Source organism: Sphingobacterium sp. MAE (assembly GCF_056711605.1).
The window spans coordinates 3,459,295-3,482,981 of the sequence record NZ_CM160044.1; the positions used below are offsets into that span (position 1 = coordinate 3,459,295).

Annotated in this window: 22 protein-coding genes; 5 read left to right on the plus strand and 17 right to left on the minus strand. The window is 37.7% G+C overall.

The features are described from left to right. Positions 1-341 precede the first annotated feature (341 nt). From AC06G9_RS14895 to pheT, 7 genes are all read right to left on the minus strand, one after another. Complete coding sequence (locus tag AC06G9_RS14895; RefSeq protein WP_480956591.1) at positions 342-602, minus strand: hypothetical protein; 261 nt, start codon at positions 600-602, stop codon at positions 342-344. 620 nt (positions 603-1,222) lie between these two features. Further along, positions 1,223-1,696 (minus strand): 23S rRNA (pseudouridine(1915)-N(3))-methyltransferase RlmH, encoded by a 474-nt coding sequence (gene rlmH, locus AC06G9_RS14900; protein WP_045754144.1) that lies wholly within the window; start codon positions 1,694-1,696, stop codon positions 1,223-1,225. Positions 1,697-2,684: 988 nt separating this feature from the next. Then, positions 2,685-3,209 (minus strand): DUF962 domain-containing protein, encoded by a 525-nt coding sequence (locus tag AC06G9_RS14905; protein ID WP_480956592.1) that lies wholly within the window; start codon positions 3,207-3,209, stop codon positions 2,685-2,687. A 139-nt stretch (positions 3,210-3,348) separates the two neighbouring features. Beyond that, the gene (rny, locus tag AC06G9_RS14910) at positions 3,349-4,902 is read right to left on the minus strand and encodes a ribonuclease Y (RefSeq protein ID WP_045754146.1); all 1,554 of its coding nucleotides are present in this window, start codon (positions 4,900-4,902) and stop codon (positions 3,349-3,351) included. A gap of 247 nt (positions 4,903-5,149) precedes the next feature. Then, positions 5,150-5,440, minus strand: a complete 291-nt coding sequence (locus tag AC06G9_RS14915; protein ID WP_045754171.1) for a cell division protein ZapA — start codon at positions 5,438-5,440, stop codon at positions 5,150-5,152. 55 nt (positions 5,441-5,495) lie between these two features. Continuing rightward, positions 5,496-5,804 carry a hypothetical protein gene (locus AC06G9_RS14920; RefSeq protein WP_045754170.1) on the minus strand — a complete coding sequence of 103 codons (309 nt, stop codon included), beginning with the start codon at positions 5,802-5,804 and terminating at the stop codon, positions 5,496-5,498. 36 nt (positions 5,805-5,840) lie between these two features. Further along, positions 5,841-8,237, minus strand: coding sequence for a phenylalanine--tRNA ligase subunit beta (gene pheT / locus AC06G9_RS14925; protein WP_480956593.1), 2,397 nt, complete (start codon positions 8,235-8,237; stop codon positions 5,841-5,843). 377 nt (positions 8,238-8,614) lie between these two features. Here pheT and purL point away from each other — a divergent pair, with 377 nt between their 5' ends. After that, positions 8,615-12,289, plus strand: coding sequence for a phosphoribosylformylglycinamidine synthase (purL, locus tag AC06G9_RS14930; protein WP_480956594.1), 3,675 nt, complete (start codon positions 8,615-8,617; stop codon positions 12,287-12,289). A 106-nt stretch (positions 12,290-12,395) separates the two neighbouring features. Here the strand turns inward: purL and AC06G9_RS14935 are convergent, their stop codons facing one another. The 6 genes from AC06G9_RS14935 to AC06G9_RS14960 form a co-directional block, all read right to left on the minus strand. Beyond that, the gene (locus AC06G9_RS14935) at positions 12,396-12,842 is read right to left on the minus strand and encodes a DoxX family protein (RefSeq protein ID WP_045754167.1); all 447 of its coding nucleotides are present in this window, start codon (positions 12,840-12,842) and stop codon (positions 12,396-12,398) included. A gap of 500 nt (positions 12,843-13,342) precedes the next feature. Then, positions 13,343-14,236, minus strand: coding sequence for a Fic family protein (locus AC06G9_RS14940; RefSeq protein WP_045754166.1), 894 nt, complete (start codon positions 14,234-14,236; stop codon positions 13,343-13,345). Positions 14,237-14,497: 261 nt separating this feature from the next. Next, the gene (locus tag AC06G9_RS14945) at positions 14,498-15,640 is read right to left on the minus strand and encodes a glutathionylspermidine synthase family protein (RefSeq protein WP_346567355.1); all 1,143 of its coding nucleotides are present in this window, start codon (positions 15,638-15,640) and stop codon (positions 14,498-14,500) included. Then, positions 15,640-16,014: a hypothetical protein gene (locus AC06G9_RS14950; protein WP_045754164.1), complete on the minus strand. Its 375-nt coding sequence runs from the start codon at positions 16,012-16,014 to the stop codon at positions 15,640-15,642. Before AC06G9_RS14950 ends, AC06G9_RS14945 begins: the two co-directional genes overlap by 1 nt. A gap of 2 nt (positions 16,015-16,016) precedes the next feature. After that, the gene (locus AC06G9_RS14955; protein ID WP_045754163.1) at positions 16,017-16,310 is read right to left on the minus strand and encodes a hypothetical protein; all 294 of its coding nucleotides are present in this window, start codon (positions 16,308-16,310) and stop codon (positions 16,017-16,019) included. A gap of 176 nt (positions 16,311-16,486) precedes the next feature. Beyond that, positions 16,487-17,005: a hypothetical protein gene (locus AC06G9_RS14960; protein WP_248753226.1), complete on the minus strand. Its 519-nt coding sequence runs from the start codon at positions 17,003-17,005 to the stop codon at positions 16,487-16,489. A 59-nt stretch (positions 17,006-17,064) separates the two neighbouring features. On the opposite strand from AC06G9_RS14960, the gene AC06G9_RS14965 reads away from it, so the two are divergent. From AC06G9_RS14965 to AC06G9_RS14980, 4 genes are all read left to right on the plus strand, one after another. Then, complete coding sequence (locus AC06G9_RS14965; protein WP_480956595.1) at positions 17,065-17,709, plus strand: YiiX/YebB-like N1pC/P60 family cysteine hydrolase; 645 nt, start codon at positions 17,065-17,067, stop codon at positions 17,707-17,709. Positions 17,710-17,779: 70 nt separating this feature from the next. After that, positions 17,780-18,487 carry an FkbM family methyltransferase gene (locus AC06G9_RS14970; protein WP_248753224.1) on the plus strand — a complete coding sequence of 236 codons (708 nt, stop codon included), beginning with the start codon at positions 17,780-17,782 and terminating at the stop codon, positions 18,485-18,487. Positions 18,488-18,511: 24 nt separating this feature from the next. Beyond that, positions 18,512-19,093: a Crp/Fnr family transcriptional regulator gene (locus AC06G9_RS14975; protein ID WP_480956596.1), complete on the plus strand. Its 582-nt coding sequence runs from the start codon at positions 18,512-18,514 to the stop codon at positions 19,091-19,093. Positions 19,094-19,227: 134 nt separating this feature from the next. Beyond that, positions 19,228-19,821, plus strand: a complete 594-nt coding sequence (locus AC06G9_RS14980; protein ID WP_248753223.1) for a YceI family protein — start codon at positions 19,228-19,230, stop codon at positions 19,819-19,821. Positions 19,822-19,880: 59 nt separating this feature from the next. Here AC06G9_RS14980 and AC06G9_RS14985 read toward each other — a convergent pair whose 3' ends face one another. The 4 genes from AC06G9_RS14985 to AC06G9_RS15000 all read right to left on the minus strand — a co-directional run bounded on the left by AC06G9_RS14985 (position 19,881) and on the right by AC06G9_RS15000 (position 23,571). Further along, complete coding sequence (locus tag AC06G9_RS14985; protein ID WP_248753222.1) at positions 19,881-20,669, minus strand: SDR family oxidoreductase; 789 nt, start codon at positions 20,667-20,669, stop codon at positions 19,881-19,883. Between the two features lie 29 nt (positions 20,670-20,698). Further along, positions 20,699-22,354: an ABC1 kinase family protein gene (locus tag AC06G9_RS14990; protein WP_248753221.1), complete on the minus strand. Its 1,656-nt coding sequence runs from the start codon at positions 22,352-22,354 to the stop codon at positions 20,699-20,701. 97 nt (positions 22,355-22,451) lie between these two features. Next, positions 22,452-23,102, minus strand: a complete 651-nt coding sequence (locus AC06G9_RS14995; RefSeq protein WP_094772484.1) for a hypothetical protein — start codon at positions 23,100-23,102, stop codon at positions 22,452-22,454. Beyond that, on the minus strand, positions 23,092-23,571 hold the full coding sequence (locus AC06G9_RS15000) for an RNA polymerase sigma factor (protein ID WP_480956597.1): 480 nt from the start codon (positions 23,569-23,571) through the stop codon (positions 23,092-23,094). Before AC06G9_RS15000 ends, AC06G9_RS14995 begins: the two co-directional genes overlap by 11 nt. Between the last annotated feature and the right edge of the window lie 116 nt (positions 23,572-23,687).

Genomic DNA, 23,687 nt, shown 5'->3' on the forward strand with positions numbered 1-23,687 from the left:
TTCAAATGAAGCACCTTTGAGGTAAAGATCAAGTATAAATGAAGCATAGATAAAGCGTTGATAGTGCATAGATAGTGTATCAATGGGTACCGTTTTACGCACTATCTATGCTTTATCATTACTTAGCATATGCACTACGCATGCTTGATCTATACCTGAACAACGGTACTCCTGTGCTTGTCTAGTCTCTCCTCTTGATCTTGAGCCAAGCGACTAACCTGAGTAACTATTCGGCAGCTTCTTACTCGCTCTCCCGTAAACTCTTAGTAGCTCTTTGGGACACTCCCCATGAATAACCCGTACACTAACGATACACTCTTAGCCCATTTGAAAGCTCTATTTTACTTCAAAATGGATAGCAAAAATGTCAAGTTATTTGGATCTGATTTGCACTTTGTTTTAACCTTATTCGTACCTTGTTTTAAACTTTCTTGTCCCTGCTCCGCAATTGCACAGTCCCTGCACCGTCCATTTCCCGGGTCAGGGACGGGAAATAGGCGGTGCAGAAGCGGTGTATAGACGGCTTTCGGTAAAACAGTGTCAGAATCTGGTATGGAGCTGGTATAGATCTGCCCCAACTTGAGCCAGCTTTTGGCAGTCATGGCGTTTTCATGATCCCCGCTCCTAACGCAACTAAAAAGATAACCACAAAAACTAGAAAATGGGCTATAGGATTTAGGAAGAAAAAGAAGGATAGTTGTTGGTACAATTTTAATTTCAACACATATTTTTCGACTATATATTCAGGTTATAGTTGCTATTAGGGCATCTTCTTTTTACCCTAGAAACAGTGTATGATCCATCTGCTCTATGCTAAAGAATTACGGTACGCCAGATTCGTTTTGATCAGGATCACCTTGGTGATTTAAGCCATTCAACTGCCTTTATTCTGAGTATTGGGCAAAATTCTCTGACCCAATTTATGATTATGGATAGAGCTGATTTGAGTATATGGTACGCTTATTTAATTGGTCACCAAATATGGGATAACCATCAAATAAAAAAAGTTCTAAATATACATCTAGAACTTTTCTATAAACATGGTACTCCCCGATATGCTATGTAAAATAAGCCAATAGCAATACGAGGATAATGCCGACAATAATAATAATTTTGGTGATACGGGAATTACTATCATCGCTTTTAAAGTTATAATCTCTTTTACTTGGTAACATATTAACTCCTTTCTTTAGTAGATGCTCAAATTAAATAAATTCCATAATTATTCATGATGATATGGCTCACCTTTTAATATTGAAAATGCGCGATACGTCTGCTCAACAAAAAACAAACGGATCATCTGATGTGAAAAGGTCATTTTTGACAATGATATTTTCTGATTTGCACGCTGATAGATCTGATCATCGAAACCATAAGGTCCACCTATGATAAAAATAAGATGCTGCGTGCTCTGAACCATGTGCTTTTCCAGATAGGATGCAAATTCCAAAGAACGATATTCCTTTCCAAACTCATCCAGTAAGACCACCGTATCATGAGAAGTGATATACTTCTGCAAAAGCTGTGCTTCTTTCTCTTTCTGCTGCTCTTGGGTCAAATTTTTGCTATTCTTGATATCAGGAATAACGACCAAGTTAAAGGTAATATAAAACTTTAATCGCTTCAAATATTTTTCAATACCTTCAATCAAATATTTTTCATCTGTTTTCCCAATGCACAGCAACGTTATTTTCATAAATCATCCTCTTTCTACAAAAATGACTTATTTTTTGATTATTCTATCATAAAACTTCCACTTTATTAAACAAACTAACTTCACGCTTTGTTTAAATATTTTGGACTCACATGATTATTAACCCCAAGCAGCGCACAAATTTATGTCGGGGTATTGCTCTATAAAATAGCAGATGGACAAATCGTGATCCCTCCAACACAACGAGATTATAATTGTTTAAAATATTTAAAAGTTAGCGCAACAATCAAAAAACACACGATCATGCAACTCACTTTCTTGTCAGCTATCTTGCTGCAAAAACATGTCTAAAGGCTTATAGAGGCCGTTTTCAGGGCTAAGTTCCCCCTTTCTTGGATTACTTTTTCGTTTTGGGCATCCCATCCTTAACAACTTGCGGCACCTTTTTATAAAATAGTGCATGAGGTTTTATAAACTTAAAACGCGAATATCTAAAAAGGGAACAAAGTTTTATAAACTTGGATCCAAGTTTATGAAATAGTGATCGGAACTTCTAAAAAACCGAACCCTATTTTCCAATAAGGGAATGCTATTTTAAAATTTCGGATTACGAATCCTGAATTTGCTGTCGATCTCGGGATAGGATTGATCCGAGTTTTACAACAAGGAAATCCCTTTTCGAAATAAGTAACCCAAGATGTATAACAAGTGATCGCTTGATGGCCGTAATGGATCGCTTTTTCTCAACATTGTGATCAACTTTTTGAAATCGCGATCGCACTTTCTCAACAAGGGACTTCCTAAAGCTAAAAAGGGATCCAACTTCACCTCATTTTTGTATCGTGCGACGGAAATAAACTTAAATTAATAAGCACATCAACTAAAATATAACTCGTGCTCGTATGTCCTATAAGTGAGCAAGAGTTACGGAAAATAGATGATAGAAGCATCAATTCCATGTGCCATATCATGCATAAAAAAAGCCTTGTTGTACTGAAACAACAAGGCTTTTAAGATCGCTCAAAAACTTTTAATATTTAAGTTTGATCTTCTGAAAAGCAAAGTGCCATAACCAAATAGGCCCTACTGTCAGAAATAACCAAAACTGTTTGAACGAAATCGTATTTTTTTCCTTAGACTTCCCTACCCATAATACAAGTAGTGAAATTAAAGTGATTATCGTAGAAACCAACAATACACCTGGACCTCCATCACGCTCTATATATTCGAGCTGTACAATAAAATAACTCATGATACCAATGCAGAGCAATACGGCATACGATAAAGTCGGAGAAAGCTTTAAATAGTAGTAAATAACAATTGCAATAAAGAAAGATCCCCAATTCAAAAAGGTGTGCCAGCCCAGTTTGACTAAAAAATCAAATTGTGGAAATGGAATCATCCAAATCATCCCCATCAAGCCGAAAAAAAATAGCGGTAAAAATATAATTTGAATCATCCTATTGGTAGGATCTTGAAAATTAGCATCTAAATGATCAAAATATTGATCAACGGGCCTTTTGACTTCTGGTACGGGAGCTTGTTTTTTCTTCATTTAATCGAGATTACAGTTTTTGCCAAATAATACAGCAAAAATACTAAAAATAAAAATTGAAATATAGACCTAAAGCGCTATTAAAAGCAAAAGCCTCAACGATGTTGAGGCTTTTGTACTTGATATGTTGACATTCGCGTTATTTCGCGTATGCGACAGAACGGATTTCACGGATAACAGTTACTTTGATTTGACCTGGATAGGTCATCTCGGTCTGAATCCGGTTTGAAATATCAGCGGCTAAAATCTCTGCTTGCGCATCTGATATCTTCTCACTTTCAACAATAACGCGTAGTTCACGCCCTGCTTGTATCGCAAAAGTTTTTTCAACTCCTGGATATGATAATGCTAGATCTTCTAATTCTTTAAGACGTTTGATATAACTCTCTACCACTTCACGGCGTGCTCCTGGACGCGCTCCAGAGATCGCATCACAAGCTTGAACAATTGGTGAAATCATAGCAGTCATCTCGACTTCATCATGGTGGGCACCGATTGCGTTGCACACATCAGGATGCTCCTTGTATTTTTCGGCCAACTGCATCCCTAAAATCGCGTGTGGCAATTCAGGATTATCGTCAGGCACTTTACCAATATCGTGTAAAAGACCTGCACGTTTTGCGTGTTTCACATTTAAGCCCAATTCTGCAGCCATTGTTGCGGCAAAATTTGCGACCTCACGTGAGTGTTGCAATAGATTCTGTCCATAAGAAGAACGGTAACGCATACGGCCTACCATACGGATCAATTCCGGATGTAAACCGTGAATACCTAAGTCAATAGCAGTACGTTCACCGATTTCCACAATTTCGTCTTCAATCTGCGTACGTGTTTTTGCGACTACCTCTTCGATACGTGCCGGGTGGATACGTCCATCTGTCACCAAACGATGTAAAGCTAAACGAGCGATTTCACGACGTACTGGATCAAAACCAGATAAAATAATGGCTTCAGGTGTATCGTCTACAATGATCTCAACACCGGTTGCTGCTTCTAAAGCACGGATATTACGTCCTTCACGTCCGATAATACGTCCTTTGATTTCATCATTTTCAATGTTAAAAATCGAAACGGTGTTTTCAATTGCAGATTCAGTTGCCGTACGTTGTATGGTCTGGATAACGACTTTCTTTGCTTCTTTAGTTGCTGTCAGTTTAGCTTCGTCAACGATATCTTTAATTTGACTAATCGCTTGAGAGCGAGCTTCTTCGCGTAGTGAATCTACCAATTGGTTTTTAGCTTCTTCAGCGGTCACCCCAGCAATACCTTCTAATTGCTTGATATGTTGTAATTTGATCTGCTCGACTTCTTCAGACTTACTTTCATTGACTTCAACAAGCTTTTCAAGTTGCTTGCGTGTAGCGTCTAATTCTTGCTTTTCACGGTTTAAGTTTTCAAGCTTCTGGTTGACTGATTGTTCTTTCTGACGTAAGGTATTTTCCTTTTGACTGATGGTATTATTGCGTTGGCTGACCTCTTTTTCATGCTCTGATTTCAACTGTAGAAACTTTTCTTTTGCTTCTAATAGTTTTTTCTTTTTCAGATGTTCTGCTTCTTGATCGGCTTCTTTTATAATGCTTTTCACCTTTTCTTGAGCTTCTTGTGTTTGTTTAGTAAACATAAGAGCTAAAAGATAACGGCCAATTGCAATACCAACAATCAGAGAAAGTATGATATAAATTGCGATGTCCATGTATTTATTAATTGTTTATATGTAGTTTATTTATTTATAATTTTCAAAAAAAAACCGCAATTAAATACCGGGTATCTAATATTATTAAACTTCTAATATACATAATTAGGCTATGATCATGGTCCAGATGGCTTACGCAAAATGACCTACATCTTTTCGCCTGTAATATTGAAGCGTTAAGTTTAAAATAGTGACAACCCGAATTCAATTGCGGCAAATTCGTTTAGTAAAGCGCTATAAAGAACGATTATTTTGTAAAGAAATTAGATAATAGTTGATCCAGTTCATGAACCGACTGCTCTAAACCTTGATCTTGTGTCTGTACCTGTCGCTCCGCTTTCAACATTCCTGTTGCATATTGAAGCACACACATCGACAATAAATCTTGCTTATCACGAACAGTATAACTATCCTGTAACTCTTTTACTTTTTCATTAATCAATTTCGCTGCATGGCGGATAATTTCCTCCTCTGCTATATCTACACGAAGCGGATACACGCGATCAGCGATATTTATTTTGATGGAAATCTCTCCCATTGTTATTTGAGCTTTACGTTGTATTAGTAAGTTATCCTTATGCTACTCGATCGACTTACTTCAACAAACTAATACATTTGTCTATTTCTCGCACAAAATCGTTAATTTTTTGCTTTGTGTCAAGTATTTTTTCATTAATTGCATCTTTGTCAGCTTCAGAACTATCTAAAGAACGAGCAACTGCCATTGCTTTCATCTGTTCTTCCATTTGCTTGTTCTTATCGCTACACGTATTAAAAGCAACTTGAAGTGATTGAACCTCTAATTTAAGTAAATCATTCTCTTCTTGCAAGACTTCGCACATTTGAATTAAATTTTTCGTTTTCTCAACGATAATATTCATTTGTGAAGATAATGCTGCCATATATTAAATTTATACAATTAAATCTTATTATTCAAATTAACCACGCACTTCTGCGCTTACTTCTTTCTCAAAGTTAAGAATTAATTTTTGAACTATTGCGTCAATTTGTTTGTCCATTAAAGTTTTTTCATCATCTTCGATCATAAAACTTAAAGCATAAGATTTTTTGCCCGCAGGAATTTTATCTCCTTTATAAACATCAAATACTTTGACTTCTTTCAACAGTTTACGCTCGGTCTTATACGCTATTGTTTCCAGTTGCTTAAAGGTAACAGCTTCATCAATTAACAGCGATAGGTCGCGTTTCACCGCAGGAAACTTAGATACCTCTTTAAATTTGATGACATTTTTACGGATGATCTTCAAGAGTTGGTCCCAGTCAAAATCTGCAAAAAACACCTGTCCTTCTACATCCGCTTTTGTCAATGCTGCAGTGGATACCGCACCAAAGGTGACCAGTGCTTTTGTACCTTTCAAATAACTGAGGCCATAAGCATAATGATCGGCAGGCGCATCTTCCAATTGAAGTCCTTCGATTTTTAATCTTTTTAAGATCAGATCAACGACCGCTTTGAGATTATAGAAATTAACAGATTGCTTGCTGTTGTTCCATTGCTCCACTTCCAGTTTACCACTGATAGCAATAGACAAATGCTGCTTTTCTTTGTACCCTTCGCCATCAATCGCATAAGTCTTTCCAAATTCAAAGATTTTTAAATCCGAATTTCTTCTTTTTTGATTGTATGAAACCGTTGTCAAAGCAGAAAACAACATATTTTGACGCATGGTATCCAAGTCTGAACTCAGCGGATTGCATAGACGAACAGCTGTAGCTTCGTCATCTGCATAATCTAACTTTGTTAACGAGTTTGAAAGGGTCTCTCTAAAACCATTGGCAATTAACAGATCTGCCAATTGATTTAAAACAACTTCTTTATCTGGCTTTTCAGACGTATTTAAGGAAGATTTGATCTGTGGTTTTAATTCCACGTTATTATATCCATAAATACGCAATACTTCTTCGATAACATCCACTTCACGGGTGACATCTACACGGTAAGCTGGAACTAAAACATCCAGACCATCGGTTGATTCTTGCTCGATACCGATACCCAAGGCTACTATAACGGATTTGATCTCCTCATCTGGGATATCCTGACCGATCAATCGACGTACATTAGGATAGCTTACATGAAAAGCAAAAGGTGTTATTTCTGATGGGTAAAGATCTGTGATCTGCGAACTAATATGTCCACCAGCCACTTCTTGAATCAGGATAGCTGCTTTTTTGAGTGCATTTACCGTGATATTCGGATCTGTTCCTCTTTCATATCGGAATGAAGAATCTGTTTTTAATTGATGACGTTTCGCTGTTTTACGAACAGAAACGGCATTAAAATAGGCGGACTCTAAAAATATATTTGTCGTAGACTCCGACACACCTGAATGAGCACCACCGAAAACACCGGCAATACACATTGGCTTTTCAGCATCGGCAATAACAAGATCTTCTGCGGATAGTTTGCGCTCTACAGCGTCCAATGTCGTGAACAGCTCGTCTTGCTTTGCTTGTCGCACAACGATCTTGTTACCTGCGATCTTGTCTTGATCAAAGGCATGCAAGGGTTGTCCAAGATCATGCAAGATAAAATTCGTAACATCTACAATATTGTTAATCGGACGGATACCGATGACATTCAAGCGTTCCTTTAACCAATCAGGGGATTCTTTTACTTGTACTCCTGAGATATTGATACCTGAGTAACGTGGACTTCCGGCATGATTTTCAACAACAACCTCTGTGTTGATCCCTGTTCCTTCTTTAAATAAAGAAAGATCAGAAGCTTTCATTTCTTTTCTATAGAAAGCGGCAATATCACGAGCCACTCCAAGGTGTGAAGCTGCATCTGCACGATTTGGTGTTAAACCAATTTCATAACGATAGTCGTCCTCTATATGATAAAAATCTTTAACAAGTGTACCTACCTGAGCATCCAATGGCAACTCGACGATGCCGGCATGTGAATTGCCCAAGCCAACTTCATCTTCACCACAAAGCATTCCTTCAGAAACTTCACCACGAATTTTTGATTTATTGATTTTAAAGGGCTCGCCACTTGTTGGGTGAACAGTGGAACCAACAGTTGCGACAATCACTTTTTGACCTACTGCAACGTTTGGAGCACCACACACAATGTGTAATAAATCTGCTTGACCGACATCAACCGTCGTTACTTTCAATTTATCTGCATTGGGGTGTTGTTCACAAGATTTCACTTCGCCGATGACCAATCCCGCTAATCCTCCAGGTATACTTTGCACCACATCTAATACCTCTACCTCCAGCCCAACGTTCGTTAGAATTAAAGATAACTCCTCTGGTTTGGTATCGATATCAATATGATCTTTAAGCCACTTATATGAAATATTCATTTTTAGAATCTGATTTTACGCACAAACTTAGATAAATTTGCTCTGATTCGCAATATAATTGCAGTGTTATCAAGTCATATTTATCGTTTTCGCCTCAGCCCTTGTGTGTTTTTATCGTCGATCAATTGGATTATTTTCACTTTTATAGTAGAAATCCATACATCAGGAGGCGTATATTTTTCTGATTTCACCATGCAAACACCTTAAATTAGTCAACATATCGACCGGTCGAATAGATCAAGTTTAAGGGAAAATAAGATGACGGTATCAGAAAAATAAATTTTACGATTATTTAGCACTTTTGATTCCCGATAAGTCAAAGGATTAACGTAAATTTGTACTTTAATTTGAAGAACGTTCAAAAACTTACAGTTATAATGATTCATTTCTTTGTGAACCCAAGCGACATCGTTTACGGTGTGCAAACCCTACAAGATTTATCTACCAATGATATCTCTAAACTAAACTGGCTATTTGGAAACGCTAACAAAATCGAAAAAGAAACTCTAAACGATTATTATGTTGGTCCTCGTGCAGCTATGATTACTCCCTGGAGTACAAATGCTGTGGAGATCACCCAAAACATGGGTATTGAAGGCATCATTCGAATAGAAGAATTCCGAAAAGTACAAGCTGATTTTCATGATTTCGATCCAATGATTTCTCAAAAATATGAGGCATTGACACAAGAAATGTACACCATTGATATTGTGCCAGAATCTATTCTGGAAATTGAGGATATCGATGCTTATAATAAACAAGAAGGCCTTTCTTTAAATCCGGAGGAAGTACAGTATCTTTCGGACTTAGCGACAAAACTAGACCGTAAGTTGACCGACTCTGAAGTATTTGCTTTTTCACAGGCAAACTCCGAACACTGTCGTCACAAAATATTCAACGGTACATTTATTATCGATGGCGAAGAACAGCCGACTTCATTATTCAAACTGATTAAGAAAACATCCGAAACCAATCCTAATGAGATCGTTTCGGCATATAAAGACAACGTTGCTTTTGTTAAAGGCCCACGGATCACACAATTTGCACCACAATCGGCAGATAAACCTGATTTTTATGCTGAAAAGGAATTTGATTCTGTTCTTTCCGTAAAAGCGGAAACACATAATTTCCCAACGACCGTAGAACCATTCTCAGGTGCCGCAACGGGTTCTGGAGGTGAAATCCGCGACCGTTTAGCTGGGGGTCAAGGTTCTTTACCTTTGGCTGGAACTGCCGTTTACATGACTTCTTACTCTCGTCTGGAAGAAAACCGCCCTTGGGAGCAAGCGATGGAAGAACGTCCTTGGTTGTACCAAACTCCGATGGATATCTTAATCAAAGCATCAAATGGTGCTTCCGACTTTGGAAATAAATTTGGACAGCCTTTGATCACAGGTTCGGTATTAACATTCGAACATGAAGAAGATGCGCGCAAATTAGGTTTTGACAAAGTAATCATGCAGGCTGGTGGTATTGGTTACGGTAAATTGGATCAGGCTAAGAAACATACTCCAAAAGTTGGTGACAAAATTGTTATTCTAGGTGGCGAAAATTACCGTATCGGTATGGGTGGAGCAGCCGTTTCTTCTGCAGATACAGGAGCTTTCGGTTCGGGCATCGAGTTGAATGCGATTCAACGTTCAAATCCAGAAATGCAAAAACGTGCTGCAAATGCAGTTCGTGGTATGGTGGAATCTGATCATAATCCAATTGTATCTATTCACGATCATGGTGCAGGTGGTCACTTAAATTGTCTTTCAGAACTTGTTGAGGAAACTGGAGGTTTAATTGATTTGGACGCTTTACCTGTAGGTGACCCTACCCTTTCGGCGAAAGAAATCATTGGTAATGAATCTCAGGAAAGGATGGGATTGGTCATTGGTGAAAAAGATATCGAAACATTAAAACGTGTTGCTGACCGTGAACGCTCACCGATGTATACCGTGGGTGATGTAACGGGCGATCACCGCTTTACTTTCGAATCCAAAACAACGGGTGAAAAACCAATGGATTATGCCTTGGAAGATTTCTTTGGTTCGTCTCCAAAAACAATCATGAGCGACAAGACAATTGTCAGAAATTATGAAGATGTAAACTACAGTACCGAAAATATTCCAACTTACTTAAATCAAGTCCTACAACTGGAAGCAGTGGCATCTAAGGACTGGTTAACCAATAAAGTAGACCGCTGTGTTGGTGGTCGTGTAGCGAAACAGCAGTGCGTCGGTCCATTGCAATTACCACTGAATAACGTTGGGGTAATGGCATTAGATTATAAAGGTAAGGAAGGTGTGGCCACTACTGTAGGGCACTCTCCTGTGGCAGCAATTATCGACCCAGCAGCTGCAAGTAGAACGGCTATTGCCGAATCTTTGTCAAACTTAGTGTTTGCTCCTATTAAAAATGGCCTTGCAGGTGTATCACTTTCGGCAAACTGGATGTGGGCTTGTAACAATGAGGGTGAAGATGCGCGTCTATATAAAGCTGTAAAAGCTTGTTCTGATTTTGCTTTAGAATTAGGAATCAATATCCCGACCGGAAAAGATTCGCTATCGATGAAACAAAAATACCCGAACGGTGACCATGTGATCGCGCCTGGTACTTTGATTGTTTCTGCAGCTGGTAATTGTACCGATATTACACAAGTTATTGAACCTGTATTAAACAAAAATGCGGGATCGATCTATTATATCAATCTATCAAAAGATAGTTTCAAATTAGGGGGTTCTTCATTTGCTCAGATCTTAAACAAAATTGGTAAAGAAGTGCCAACGATTCAAGATGGAGCCTATTTCAAAACAGCATTTAATACCATCCAAGATCTAATTAAAGCAGGACAAATTGAAGCAGGTCATGATATTGGTTCTGGTGGTTTGATCACGACTTTATTGGAATTGACATTTGCCGACGTTGATTTAGCCGCAAATTATGATTTGTCAGGCTTAGGTGAGGCTGATACGGTAAAAGCGTTGTTTAATGAAAATATCGCTGTTGTTTTACAAGCAAAAGATGATGCTATTTTTGAAAGCACATTGACTGCGGCTGGAGTTGAAGCGGTGAAAATTGGTGAAGCGATCGCTGGCACGGAAGTTTCATTTAAAAATAATGCGGATACGTTTACTTTCAATGTAATCGAAACACGTGATACGTGGTATAAAACTTCTTTCCTATTGGATTCAAAACAATCTAAAAATGGAACGGCACAAGAGCGTTATAACAATTACAAAAATCAACCATTGAATTTTGTATTCCCGAATCATTTCGTGGGATTGCAACCTGCACTAGACCAATCAAAGCCTAGACCAAAAGCGGCTATTATCCGTGAGAAAGGTTCCAACTCTGAACGAGAAATGGCTAACGCCATGTTTCTAGCAGGATTTGATGTGAAAGATGTCCACATGACGGATTTAATTTCAGGACGCGAAAACCTAGAAGATATCCAATTTATCGGTGCTGTTGGTGGGTTCTCCAATTCTGATGTATTAGGGTCAGCAAAAGGATGGGCTGGTGCATTTTTATATAATGAAAAAGCTAAAACAGCGTTAGAAAATTTCTTCAACCGCCCCGATACGATGTCAGTAGGTATCTGTAACGGATGTCAATTGTTTATGGAACTGGAATTGATCAATCCTGAACATGAGGTTCATGGTAAATTGATCCACAATAGCTCACAGAAGCATGAGTCCAATTTCGTATCGGTTACCGTTCAAGAAAATAACTCGATCATGTTATCAACCTTAGCGGGTACAACGTTAGGGGTATGGATTTCACATGGTGAAGGAAAATTCAATTTGCCTCAGGAGGAGTCCGCTTACCAAATCGTAGCAAAATATGCTTACGAAGCATATCCTGGCAATCCAAATGACTCTGATTATAATACAGCTATGCTTTGCGATAAAACGGGTCGCCATTTGGTCACTATGCCACATATTGAGCGTTCTACATTCCAATGGAATTGGGCTAACTATCCAAAAGGACGTCAAGATGAAGTAACGCCTTGGTTAGAGGCTTTTGTTAATGCGCGCAACTGGATCGCAGAAAATAAAAAATAGTTTACAATAACATCTTGACAAAAAAACCTCTTGCAAAAAATTGCAGGAGGTTTTTTTTATATCCTTCACGATATACATGTTTAGATCATGTGGTTGGTAACTCTGCTTAAATTTCCCTGTTGTAACCTGGTTTATTCATCAAATTGTCTAGTGAATATTTACCCGATCCCATCACCAGAAATAATATGAGCATAAGCAAGACAACAACAGATAGCCACAGTTCCCCGTTTAAGAAACTAAATCCATTTGTTAAGTTAATAAAGAAAACTGCTCCAAATAAAATGGGCAACAAGACAATTGTCGCTAATCGGGTTTGGAAACCAAAAATGATAAACAAACCACCGACAATTTGAGCAAAAACAATATAGTGCACACCTCCCCATATATAGATGGTATAATTCACTTGCTGCACCAAGGAACTGACGCGATCAAGATCGCCTACAAAACTAAGTCCTTTGACTAGGATCAAAATACCTACTAGTATCCGTAGGTAATCTATCCATCTGGGATGATGGGTATCTCCCCAGTGTTCGATTTTGTGAATAAGGTTCATAATATTCTCCTTTTCTTATTGGTATTTATGACTAGAACAAATCATAACCGTTTTTGTTTTTTATCCTTTTTGACATCTCATTACCTTCATATCAATTAGATCCAGTATATTGTCCACCTGAGCGAAGGAAAGAAATGTATCCCTATCACAATAAAATTAAACAGCGTATTAACAATGGTGAACTCATCAGGTATGAGTATGTGGACAAGTATAAACAAATAGCGCCATGCCTCTTACTGTATTTTAATACGGAACCTTATATAAGACCCATAAGGGCACATCGATTTGAAGAATACGAGGAAATCTTCGGTAATCTGAAAAAATAAATAAAAGGTCTTTTTAATCCACTTTCTGCAAGTATTGTAATAAGGCTCCGCTTGGAGCGCGAACTAGTTAAATTGACTCAAGAGCGTACTCCATATAATAGGTATAAAGTGAAGTTAAAAAAATCAACTCTATAAATGCCTTAAAAAAGAATTATGAGCATGGTCACGCTTAATTTATTGGAACTCAATTTCAAAATATTGAAGAATAGTTTTGTAATGATCCTGAGCGGTAAGACAAGTATCTAATAAATACTCTTTTATATTTGTCCATTCTTGTAAGCCTCTGTAATAAAACAATTTGATCTCTTCATCGATTATAAATGGAACAATATTGTTGGCTAGACATTCCTTAAACATAATCAAACGACCAATACGACCATTACCATCTTGAAAAGGATGGATTACTTCAAATTTATAATGAAAATCGATAATATCTTCAAAAGTTTTCTTTTCAATATCATGATAACGTGAAAGCAATTCTTTCATTTTTATTGAAACTTCTTTTGGAGGGCAAGTCTCATTGCCCCCAACTTCGTTCGGAAGTTTCTTGTATTCACCAACATTAAACCAATCTTTTCGACTATCGGAAGTACCTGACTTTAAAAGATAATGTAATTCTTTAATTAAAGATTCTGTCAGCTTGGTTTTACCTTTATCAATAATGAAGTCAATACAGCGAAAATGATTTGTTGTTTCTATAATATCATCGACATTAACACTTTCTGTAGATGCTCCAATGGTGTTGGTTTCGAAGATATATCGAGTTTGATCGTGGGTTAGTTTACTACCTTCAATACGATTCGAATTATAAGTTAAATCGATCTGTGTACGATGGTAAATTCCGCCTTTCAGCTTCATTTGTTTTTGCTCTTTCAGATGATTGAGTAAAATGTTGTCACTGATTTTTTTCTTACGCCCTTTTTCAGATATCAGAGCATCCTCTGGAATATTCCAAGTTTTACCAGTTAAGAATGCTCCTTTAATTCTGCCTATAGCACAGTAATTACGAATAGTTCTTTCTGGAATACTCCATTTTTTCGCAAATTCACTTACTGAAATATAATTCATAATTTTATGATAAATGCCGTTATCGGCAAATATACAATAAAAAAGTGTTTTAAATAGTGATTTTATTGCCGATATCGGCAAGTGTTAAGAAGTTTAAATGATAAATATATGGAGGAATAAAATAGCCTCGCATCCATAGATATCATTGCCCTCAATTTAAAAAACTCCGATTATGTGCGTTTTTTGTGCCTGCACTACTTCATTAACCCTTTTCAGATATAGGCAGTGGCAATGGTTTTAACGCTAAAAATATCGAGGTTTTTAATGCTTGATGATATGTGGTACAAATCGACTTTTATCCGTTGTGATGGGCATCGTAGACTCACGAAAACTGATTCCACAGGGTTCTTGCCCAATAATCCAACTTCCTATGATAGAAAAACCAGATTCTTCTTTGTGTAAAGTAGCTAATTCTTGATAAATATAACCTTCCTGTCCATAATCCCCTGGCGTCGCATAGATCAGTTCTTTATCATAGTAGAGATCAATATTGGCACCTTCTCTCGATAAGATCGGTTTTTTGATGTAATTTTTAAGCGTCCTCTGGGGCTCAAAATAGGCAGCCAATAAGTTGGGGTGATGCGGAAACAATTCCCACAAAATGGGTAAAATCGCCTTATTGGAAAGGATCATTTTCCATGAAGGTTCTATCCATTGTGTTCTATGGATATCATTTACGATATGATGGCCAAACTCTTCATGAACCATCCACTCCCAGGGATATAACTTAAAAATGGAGGTAATCGATTCACCCTCCAAATCTATAAAAGCATGACCATTCCAACCAATATCATCGATATAAATCAATTGTGTCTGTATACCTGCCTGAATAGCGGTATCCCTCAAATATTCAACATTGGTCAAATCCTCTAATGTTTCTTTCGCACATGAAAAGTAAAGTACATCTCCTTTTAGATAGGGTTTGATCTCTTTCCAGCTGGCTATAAGCTGCTCATGTACGCTGTTGAACTGATCGGTGGATTCAGAAAAATAATGATTTTTCCAGTTCCATTGGACGATTCCACATTCAAATAAAGAGGTTGGTGTATCGGCATTAAATTCCAACAGCTTCAATTTTCTTTTGACCGAGTCGTATGCAAAATCAAAGCGACCATAAATCGAGGGAGATTCATTTTCCCACGATTGTTCGATATGGTGTACCATATGACTGGGAATATGAAAGAGATGATATAGCTTGTTGGCCATCACGTGTTCAACCGCTTTGAGGCACATGTCCCACACTTCGGCCGTTGCTTGATAAATGGTATCCGCTTCGCTATTGGTGATCTCGTAATAATAATCCTCGATCCAATAGGGTTCATCGTTGTCCGTATGATAACCATATCCAATGGCAGTCAATCTGGATTTCCAATTGGGATCGATCGTGAGCTTTTTGAGTTTCATTATGAACCGAAAGAAGATGACTGAGATGACGCTGCAGTGTTGCCAAATCCACCTCTCTTTGCTTGATATGCAGCCGCTTTCTTTGCATTGGTACCCGATACAGAACTTGGGTTCAGATTGTTATTTGAATAGCCCAGACCTGCACCAATATGTCTAAAAGCCATAAACCATAAAAGTGATGAGCCCATCCCTCCTCCTGTACGGTGCTGATCGCGATAATCTTTGGTCACTTCGGTGTAAGGTGCTGTAGAATCGGCACGCATAAAGACGCGTTGCTTCGCTTCCTCTGCTGGTGCAACAGGTTGCTGACCACATGAAGCCAATACGGAAGTAATCAGGACCAACTTGATCGTTGAAGATGCTTTTTTTCTCATATTTATTGAACAGTTACATAGATCGGTACTTCACTCAATGTTTGAGCTGTATCACCCACACTCCAGGTATTGACGCGCTTAGCTGTGACAATGGTATCACTTTTGTCCGCAATCTTTTCACCATTAAACCAAATATGCTGTTTGGTGATATGTAAAACCGAATCGCCTTTTGTCTCCGTAACCAAAACAACTTCACGTGCTGATTTCTTATCCAATTGCTCTAATGGTTTTTCTTGATTAGCTTCGGAACAGCTCATCAATATCGAGATTGACAATCCGAAAAAAATATATTTCATTTCAATTGAGTTTTGTGTATAAAGATACTTAAAAAGAGCTGTTAACCATGAACTGGATACGCTATGCCTATACCTTTAGCTGACATCCGCATCAAGTAAGAAATTAGGATAAGATACCTAGACCAAAAAGGTCAGATGGATATGAACATCCTCTCCATTCCTTGATACGACAAAAATTAACATTCTTTATCGTATGTCCGATTCCAGTGTTTATGGCTATCTAACGGCGTAGGGATCACCCGATATTCGAGGTTAATTCCATTCAGACGTCTTTTTTTAATGCGTTTGTTCACCTCATTGATATAGGCAATTTGAGTGATACGGAATGTCCCAAAACTAGTCCCTTTCATATCTTCTCGCTCTAATAAATCCTCCACCAATTCAAAATTGAAAAAACAGCCTAAATAATCTTTCCAAAAGAAAATAGGGTTATCTATCTTATCGAGATAACTATCCTCCGGATAACATAATTCACCATCTTCTACTTCAAAATGATCGGCTAAAACTTTATTGGTGTGTGCGACAAATTCTCGTGCAACCTCCTCATCTTCGATCGGAAGAAAAGAAATTACATCTTCTTCTTCTAAGCTATCAAACATCAAATGATTATTGAAGCAATGAATCAGTTCTGGTAATAACTCCACCACATCATTGTACATTTTTCCCATCTTGCAAAGATACAAAGATTCTCTCATTAGACACTTATTTTTAGGTAATGAATCTATTTCTATCAAATAGCTTGTACCTTTAGGCCATGAAAATACAATCCGTAGTTTTAGGTATTTTATTGATTCTGATCAGCTCATTGGGTTTCGCCCAGCATCTGAAACTGACTAACCTTAAAAATGGTGATTTAATTTTTGTCGAAGCCGAACAGGAGCATTTATCTGGTGCCATCAATCGGGTCACACAACGTGATACAAATAGTTCTTTTGACCATATTGGACTCTTGGAATATGATCAGGGCAATTTCTTTGTCTTACATGCAAGTTCCAAAAAAGGATCTATCCGTGAAGGGATTGACAGTTTCTACCAGACTCAAAAAAAAGAGCATAACCACTTAGTGGTTTACCGTCTGAAGGAAGCGTATCAACATACGATACCCCAAGCCATTACCACAGCAAAACTGCTGCTGGGAAAACCGTACAATTGGAGCTACATCTTGAACGATAGCAGTTTTTACTGTTCAGACTTTATCGAGAGAGCTTTTCGCCATGGGCATATTTTTCAATTAGAACCCATGACTTTTATAAACCCAGCGACAGGTCAAATCGACAGTTTTTGGAGAGATTTTTATCAGAAGCAGGGACTGGAAGTGCCTGAAGGAGAATTGGGTTGCAATCCCAACGGACTGGCGGCATCGGAAAAATTAGTAAAAATTGGCGATCTCACGCTGTAAATTAAATTTCGATTTCATTTAAAATTAATTTTTATCGTAACTTACAAGCACCATTAAAGATAGAAATTATATGAGGCAAAGCCTGATCAATACGTTAAAGAAGCAGTATAAAATACTTTCTGGAAAAATAACATCCTTTAAAATCGAGCATAAATGCCCTCATGTATGGTACGGTAATTCGTACGGTGGATTTTACGTTAATCCCGAACTGTTAGATGCTGATTCTATAGTCTACTCGTTTGGCATAGGACAAGATACTTCTTTTGACGATACCCTGATACAAAAACACAATTGTCATGTATTTGGTTATGATCCTACCCCAAAGTCCATTGAATGGATTGCACAACGGACAGATCTTTCGCCAAAATTTCATTTTCATCCTGTTGGATTGGACAATAAAACGGGAATAACACATTTCAATCTGCCTAAAAATAAAGATCATGTATCTGGTTCTATTATCAACCATCCCAATGTCGATGAGCATAACATGGTGGAAGTACAGATGAAATCAATCGTCGATATCGCATCGGAAAATAACCATACCTATATCGATGTATTGAAAATGGATATTGAAGGATCGGAATATTGCGTGATCGATAGTATCTTAGATTCATCCATTCAAGTCAAACAAATTTTACTAGAAATACACGAACGTTTTTTTGATAATGGAATGGAGAAAACGCAATTACTATTAGATTCATTACACCGCCACGGCTACCAAATTTTTGGAGTTTCAGATACCTTAGAGGAGATTTCTTTTATAAAGGTCCTTGACTAAGCGTATCGCAGACTTAATCACTACATGGAAATTTTTAGAGCATATATCAAAAAAAGAATATCCGTAACGGATGAACAGCTGGAACAGATCACCTCCAGCTATACCTCCACTCATGTCAAGAAAAAAAGTTTTATTCTCCGTGCCGGAGAGATCTGTAATTTTGAAGGCTTTGTCAAAAAAGGTTGTTTTAAGATTTTCTACTTAACTCCTAATGGCGAAGAGCATATTTTATATTTTGCGATAGAGGAATGGTGGATTTCGGATATTGCAAGTTTCAATGAGCAACAACCGGCTCAATTATATATTCAGGCTTTGGAGGACTCAGAAGTATTCATCATCTCCAAAGAACAAAAGGAACAGCTGTTTCTCAACTGCACGCAGGTTGAACGCCTATTTCGCATTATGGCACAGCGGTCTCAGGTAGCTTCTCAGCATCGCATCATCGCAGCACTGGGATTTACAGCGCAAGAGCGGTATCTGGATTTTATAAAGCGCTACCCGAAAATATATCCCAGAATTTCTAACTTGCAGTTGGCATCGTATATTGGTGTGACCCAAGAGTTCCTAAGTCGATTGAAAAGACAAATCCTCAAACCGGGCAAATAAAGCTATTTATTGATGTAGATCAATTTTTAAAAGCTTTCTATTGCTGATCTTTGTTGAAGTAAATCAAACAGCTGGTTTGTGGATCATAAAAACAATTTATACCACCTTGCTGTTAAATAAAGATAAAAGATAAGATGATGAATAATTTTTTCAAAATTGTAGTAGCTGCAGCCTTAATGATCAATGGCGCCGTAGCACAGGTTAAATGGACAGCAGACCCTGCACATACGAATGCCAGATTTGATGTCAACCACCTCGGTATTAGTTTTGTTGATGGTGAATTTACCAAAGTTTCGGGCACAATCGATGCTCCTAACAAAGAAAACTTTAATAATGCTAAAATAGATTTTACTATTGATGTCAACAGTATTGATACACGTGTTGATGCGCGTGACGGCCACTTGAAATCTGATGATTTTTTCAGTGCGGAAAAATACCCGACAATGAAATTGAAATCTGTTTCTTTTAAACCGGGCAAAAAAGGAAAATATGTATTAATAGCTGATCTGACCATCAGAGATGTGACGAAACAAGTGACTTTTGAGGTTACTCAAAATGGTGGAATCATTACCGATCCGTGGGGAAAAACACGTGCTGGTTTTACAGCTAAAACGACTATAAACCGTTTTGATTTTGGAATGAAATATAATGATAAATTACCTTCGGGTGTAGAAGCAGTATCTGCAAATGTAGCCATCACTGTCAACACCGAATTGGTCTTGAACTAAAAATAATTTTTTATAATACTAAAATAGCCTTTAAGGAGTCCCTTAAAGGCTATTTTATTTTAAAAGCCATTTAACATCCCGCCGTCCAAAGGGATATTTGATCCGGTGAGATAATTGGCATATTGAGAACAGATAAAAGCTACGAGGTAACCATACTCTTCTGGTTTACCCAATCGATTCATCGGTACTTGCTTCAACCGCAAAGCCAGAGCTTCATCGTATGAAATATCGAGACGGTCGGCATCCATCTGTGTCAACGACTGAATACGCGCGGTATCAAAAAGACCTGTCAATATGCTATTCACCGTAATATGGTCTGCTGCGACATCCTTTGCCAATGATTTACTCCAACTCATCAATGCTGTACGGACTGTATTGGACAAAACCAGATTGGACATCGGTTCTTTTACTGTCAACGAGGATACATTGATAATACGACCAAATCCCTTATTTTTCATATGGGGCAATGCTAACTCGGTTGTGTAACAATGTGTCTTAAACAACAGATCAAACGCACGCTGATAGTCTTCTAAGGATTGTGCAGCAATGGTCCCTGCTTTTGGTCCATGGGTATTATTGATTAAAATATCAACCACATGATCATTAAAGTAATGAGATATGGCGATCTTATATTCTTCGAAATTATTAAAATCAACAACAAGATAACGATGTGTCTGTCCCCTACTGCGATCTAAGGTGGCTAATGCTATTTTTAATTTATCTTCATTTCTAGCCATTAGGGTGACCGAAGCGCCATGTAAGGCGAGCTGCTGCGCAATAGCACAGCCTATTCCTCCAGAACTGGCTCCAACTAATGCTTTTTTATTTTCTAAATTGATATCTATCATATTATTTTTTCATTTCAAACTGATACAAACTAGTCTCGATTTTTGGCACGGACCATGGCGACAAATAGGTAAATGGACAGCGAAAAAGAAGTTGCTAAAAATACCCATGCCCAGATGGGAATGCCTAAAAATTTGGGTTCGACATGTGCTATTATAACCATCCCAGCCAGCATATTGAGGGATAAAACCATAATACCGATGACGATCCGATTGACTCCCTTTCTCAATATTTGAGTAAAAGACTTGGCGCTGATCAAATGATGGTTGAGGGTAAAATTACCGAGTTTGATCTGTCTAAATAAACTTCTGAGATCGTCCGGTAGTTTTTCAATATCACGAACAAATGAAAAGGCTTTATTTTTTCCTTTTTCAAACAGGTACCTCGGATCCATCCGCTCCCGCATAATACGGTTGGCAAATGGCTTGATACTTTTCATAATATTTAGATGCGGATTGAGCTGGCGACCGATACCCTCCATCAATGATATACCACGGATTAATTGATAGATGTATTCTGGAAAATAAAGCCGGTTATCACCTATGATCGCCCATAATTTATCAAATAAAAACTCTAGACTGATATCGCCTAGCGAAACATTATCAATAAGGTCAAAAATCTCATATAACGAGCGTTCAAAACGGGCACGATCGGGAATACTACTTACAATAGCAACATCTTCTATGGTGTCTGCGAGATGGACAGCATTGGAAGAAACCGCAGCTTGGATAAATTCTTCTAAGTTTTGTCGGTCGATAGACAACAATTTGCCCATATTTCCAAAATCAATAAAGGCCAGTTTTCCATTGGGGAGCACCATTAAGTTACCGGGATGAGGATCTCCATGGAAAAAACCATGTACGATCACTTGTTCCAAATAAAGATTGATACCATTATCCACGATCTCTTCCAGATCCAGGCCCATGGACTTCAATTGATCCTTATCGGTCACTTTCACACCATCTATAAACTCCATGGTCAAAATCCGATCGGAACTTATCTGAGGGTAAACTTTGGGTACAGTAATTTTATCATTGCCCTTAAAATTTTTAGCAAATCGTTCGATATTATATCGCTCATTCAATAAAGAAATCTCCTGTATTAGAGTCGCAGCAAAGGAATCAACGATCAAAGGTAAGTTGAGATTATGTAGCGGTTCACTGTACCCCACTAATATGCGGGCGATATCTCGCATGAGGGACAAGTCTGTTTTTAAGACTTCATCAACCTGAGGTCTTCTCACTTTTACCACCACATCTTGACCGTCGATCAGTTTTGCCCTGTAGACTTGAGAAATAGATGCCGCAGCAAAGGGTTCTGGCTCTATAGTCGAAAAATGTTCATCAAAATTGATTTCCAGTTCTTCTTCTATATAGCTTCTGATATCTATGGTAAAGGGGTCGACACGATCTTCTAAGAATCGCAATTCTTCGATCAGTTCTTGAGGTAATAGCCCTTCTCGTGTGGAGGCAGATTGGCCCAATTTAACAAATGCAGGGCCCAATTCTTCTAAAGCCATACGAATTCGTCTATAAACCGAGATGTTTGTGACATCTATCCCGATTTCTAAGGAAGTTTTATTGGTATTCCAAGGAAGTCTATTTAATATATCACGAAAGCCATATTTCGCTAGCACGCTAATAATATGGGAACTTCGTTGTAATTTCTTAGCTGAATTCTGCATCATAAAACCATCTTCGATAATTTCTTCAAGTTACAAAAACCCTGCCTACATATCTAATTTATTGCAACATGATCAGTCATCAACGTGTTAAAAGTATTTTTTAAAGTTCCACCTCTTCTTCCAAAGCATCTATATTATTTTTGATCATCTTTAAATATTTAGCATAATAATAGTAACTCATAGACTCAATGCAAATAACTAAAGAAACTAAACCTGCAAAAATCCCTAGCACCAAGAAAATAATAAAGGACGAATCATTTTTCCAGGTTTCTCCGAAATGATAAATCTTATCCACCCACTCTGCAGAGTGACCGAGCGAGAAAAAAATAAAACAGATCAGGAGACCCTGCGGCAATAACAAGTAGGATGACATCTTGTAGGTTTCGATAGAAAACTTTAGATCGTAATATAATTTCAGCAAATTTTCCCGAGAGCTCAACAGTTCAAACTGTTTGGTCGATTTATAGAAATAGAAAAACTTTTTATAATAAAACATACTGGATAGACACATCTGGAATAAGATGCAATAGTAGGCGACCTTCGCATATCCTGTAATCTGGTACACTTCTAAATTGGGTAATACCAATAAAAAAATAATCGCACATAGCCAGGATATAAATTCCGTCTTTATATTCTTCCTTAATTTCACAAGTATACTTCCCACTGATTTATAGTGACTAAGATTGGGATCAACCTCGAAATTATTTTCAGTTTGATTATTCCATTGTTCTTTTAATTCATCAAAATTCATAACCTTGTGTTTTAATAATCTGTTGCAACTTTTCTTTTGTTCTATTCAATTTTACACGCGCATTGACTTCAGAGATACCGAGATTGACAGCGATCTCACGATGGCTTTCCCCCTCCAAAAATAGAAAAATCAATGCTTTTTCTACGGGATTGATATGCTGCACAGCCTGATAAAAATAACGCAGCTGCTCTTCCTTTCTTTCTGTATCAAACTCTTCTTCCACATCAATATCCAAAGTCAACTCGTGCTGATCTGGTCTTCTTTTTTCTTTCTTGAAGTACATGAGGGCGGTATTGATAGCGACACGATATAACCAGGTCGAGAACAAGCTTTCTTGTCGAAAAGAACCATATGATCGCCATAACTGCATCACAATTTCTTGAAATAAATCTTGCTGATCCTCCAAATTGTCCATATACATACGCGACACTTTGATGATAGCACCTTTATTTTTTTCTATTTGTTTCAAAAATTGTTGTTCGTCTGGCTTTACCATTAACTATTTAGACTCTTTGCCTTAAAAAAATATACTATACAGGATTAGTGCAGCATTTTGTCAAATGTTACAATACAGCTATGAAAATA

Bases quoted from the DNA above. Each gene is read 5' to 3' on its own strand.
- AC06G9_RS14895 (WP_480956591.1), bottom strand. From the start codon at position 602: ATGACTGCCAAAAGCTGGCTCAAGTTGGGGCAGATCTATACCAGCTCC.
- rlmH (WP_045754144.1), bottom strand. From the start codon at position 1,696: ATGAAAATAACGTTGCTGTGCATTGGGAAAACAGATGAAAAATATTTG.
- AC06G9_RS14905 (WP_480956592.1), bottom strand. From the start codon at position 3,209: ATGAAGAAAAAACAAGCTCCCGTACCAGAAGTCAAAAGGCCCGTTGAT.
- rny (WP_045754146.1), bottom strand. From the start codon at position 4,902: ATGGACATCGCAATTTATATCATACTTTCTCTGATTGTTGGTATTGCA.
- AC06G9_RS14915 (WP_045754171.1), bottom strand. From the start codon at position 5,440: ATGGGAGAGATTTCCATCAAAATAAATATCGCTGATCGCGTGTATCCG.
- AC06G9_RS14920 (WP_045754170.1), bottom strand. From the start codon at position 5,804: ATGGCAGCATTATCTTCACAAATGAATATTATCGTTGAGAAAACGAAA.
- pheT (WP_480956593.1), bottom strand. From the start codon at position 8,237: ATGAATATTTCATATAAGTGGCTTAAAGATCATATTGATATCGATACC.
- purL (WP_480956594.1), top strand. From the start codon at position 8,615: ATGATTCATTTCTTTGTGAACCCAAGCGACATCGTTTACGGTGTGCAA.
- AC06G9_RS14935 (WP_045754167.1), bottom strand. From the start codon at position 12,842: ATGAACCTTATTCACAAAATCGAACACTGGGGAGATACCCATCATCCC.
- AC06G9_RS14940 (WP_045754166.1), bottom strand. From the start codon at position 14,236: ATGAATTATATTTCAGTAAGTGAATTTGCGAAAAAATGGAGTATTCCA.
- AC06G9_RS14945 (WP_346567355.1), bottom strand. From the start codon at position 15,640: ATGAAACTCAAAAAGCTCACGATCGATCCCAATTGGAAATCCAGATTG.
- AC06G9_RS14950 (WP_045754164.1), bottom strand. From the start codon at position 16,014: ATGAGAAAAAAAGCATCTTCAACGATCAAGTTGGTCCTGATTACTTCC.
- AC06G9_RS14955 (WP_045754163.1), bottom strand. From the start codon at position 16,310: ATGAAATATATTTTTTTCGGATTGTCAATCTCGATATTGATGAGCTGT.
- AC06G9_RS14960 (WP_248753226.1), bottom strand. From the start codon at position 17,005: ATGAGAGAATCTTTGTATCTTTGCAAGATGGGAAAAATGTACAATGAT.
- AC06G9_RS14965 (WP_480956595.1), top strand. From the start codon at position 17,065: ATGAAAATACAATCCGTAGTTTTAGGTATTTTATTGATTCTGATCAGC.
- AC06G9_RS14970 (WP_248753224.1), top strand. From the start codon at position 17,780: ATGAGGCAAAGCCTGATCAATACGTTAAAGAAGCAGTATAAAATACTT.
- AC06G9_RS14975 (WP_480956596.1), top strand. From the start codon at position 18,512: ATGGAAATTTTTAGAGCATATATCAAAAAAAGAATATCCGTAACGGAT.
- AC06G9_RS14980 (WP_248753223.1), top strand. From the start codon at position 19,228: ATGATGAATAATTTTTTCAAAATTGTAGTAGCTGCAGCCTTAATGATC.
- AC06G9_RS14985 (WP_248753222.1), bottom strand. From the start codon at position 20,669: ATGATAGATATCAATTTAGAAAATAAAAAAGCATTAGTTGGAGCCAGT.
- AC06G9_RS14990 (WP_248753221.1), bottom strand. From the start codon at position 22,354: ATGATGCAGAATTCAGCTAAGAAATTACAACGAAGTTCCCATATTATT.
- AC06G9_RS14995 (WP_094772484.1), bottom strand. From the start codon at position 23,102: ATGAATTTTGATGAATTAAAAGAACAATGGAATAATCAAACTGAAAAT.